We start from the raw sequence: 1,362 nt of genomic DNA on the forward strand, positions 1-1,362 counted from the left end.
ATTGCTACCCAAGCTGGTGCTTTTCCCGAGATTGTGGAAGATGGTAAGACAGGTCTGCTGGTTGAACGGAGTAATGCTGATGCTTTAGCAGACGCCATCTTGCAACTTCTTTCTGACCAAGAACTTAGAACATCCATGGGACAAGCTGGACATCAGCGAGCGGTTGAACTATTTTCTTTCGAGAAAGTTGTTGATGATTTACTAAACCAGTACAAGACTATTCTTTGAGGCGTTACTTAATTGAAGTATGAATGCGCGAGCGTTTGGTTTTGGTAAAGCCCCCTAAATCCCCCAAATTTGGGGGACTTTTAGAGTTTTGTTCCCCCCAAATTTGGGGGGCTAGGGGGGCAAAATCATACCCAGAATCAGCAACGCCTTATTTTAAAGCCAAAGACAGAAGTGTTGAACTTCAGAACAGAGAATAGTGACAAGTGACAAGTTAAAAATGAACAATAAATTATCCTTAAAAACTCTGGTACGCCAGTTTTATCGTTTTCTAATCCATAGAACCAGAGTTGAGTATGACAGAAGTAATCTAAGACGCTCGGCAATTATTTTTTCACCCCATCAGGATGATGAAACCCTGGGCTGTGGTGGAACAATTATCCGTAAAAAGCAAGCCGGAGCCGATATAAAAATTGTTTTTATGACAGATGGTTGTCAATCTCATGCTCATCTGATTCCAGAAAATAAAGTAAAATCAATACGTGCTAATGAAGCCTTGGCAGCCGCTCAAAAACTTGGTCTGCAACAGCATGATGTAAGCTTCCTGGAATTCAAAGATGGAACATTAGATAAAACCAGAAACTTTGTTATCCATAACGTCGCACAAATTATTCTTAACTATCTTCCTGAAGAAATTTTTATTCCCTACTACAATGATGGGGTATCTGACCATAATGCTACCAATGAAATTGTCATAGCTGCACTCAAAACAATTAAATTTGATGTGACAGTTTATGAGTATCCTATATGGTTCTGGAATCACTGGCCTTGGACAAGGGTGGAAGGGAGTAAACCAAACCTAGTCTGCTTTTTTAAAAAAACCATCATGTCAGGGTTTCGCTTACTGAATGATTTTAGATTATCTGTCTATATTGGGGATGTTTTTGATATCAAACGTACTGCCCTAGACCAACATCAATCTCAAATGAAACAACTCATTCCTCATCCACGCTGGCTAACCCTAAAGGATGTGTCAGAGGGGGAGTTTTTAGACTGCTTTTTTCAAAACTATGAATTATTTCGTCGATATAGTTTGACTCATAATTCTGAATAATCTTGATGCAGTCGCTCATGGGGGAAACCACGGCAGTCGCTCATGGGGGGGACCCCCAAGACCGCGCTGCCTTCCCAAGACCC

Annotated in this window: 2 protein-coding genes; both read left to right on the forward strand. The window is 40.8% G+C overall.

All coding sequences use genetic code 11. The annotated features are described in order from the left end of the window. Positions 1-228, forward strand: a 228-nt coding sequence (locus F6K49_RS49530; RefSeq protein WP_293110133.1) for a glycosyltransferase family 4 protein, incomplete at its 5' end; no start/stop codon positions are given. Between the two features lie 217 nt (positions 229-445). Continuing rightward, positions 446-1,279 (forward strand): PIG-L family deacetylase, encoded by an 834-nt coding sequence (locus tag F6K49_RS49535; RefSeq protein ID WP_293110136.1) that lies wholly within the window; start codon positions 446-448, stop codon positions 1,277-1,279. Positions 1,280-1,362 lie beyond the last annotated feature (83 nt).

The organism is Moorena sp. SIO3I6 (assembly GCF_010672095.1).

Coding starts and splice junctions, on each gene's coding strand:
- F6K49_RS49535 (WP_293110136.1), top strand. CDS start 446: ATGAACAATAAATTATCCTTAAAAACTCTGGTACGCCAGTTTTATCGT.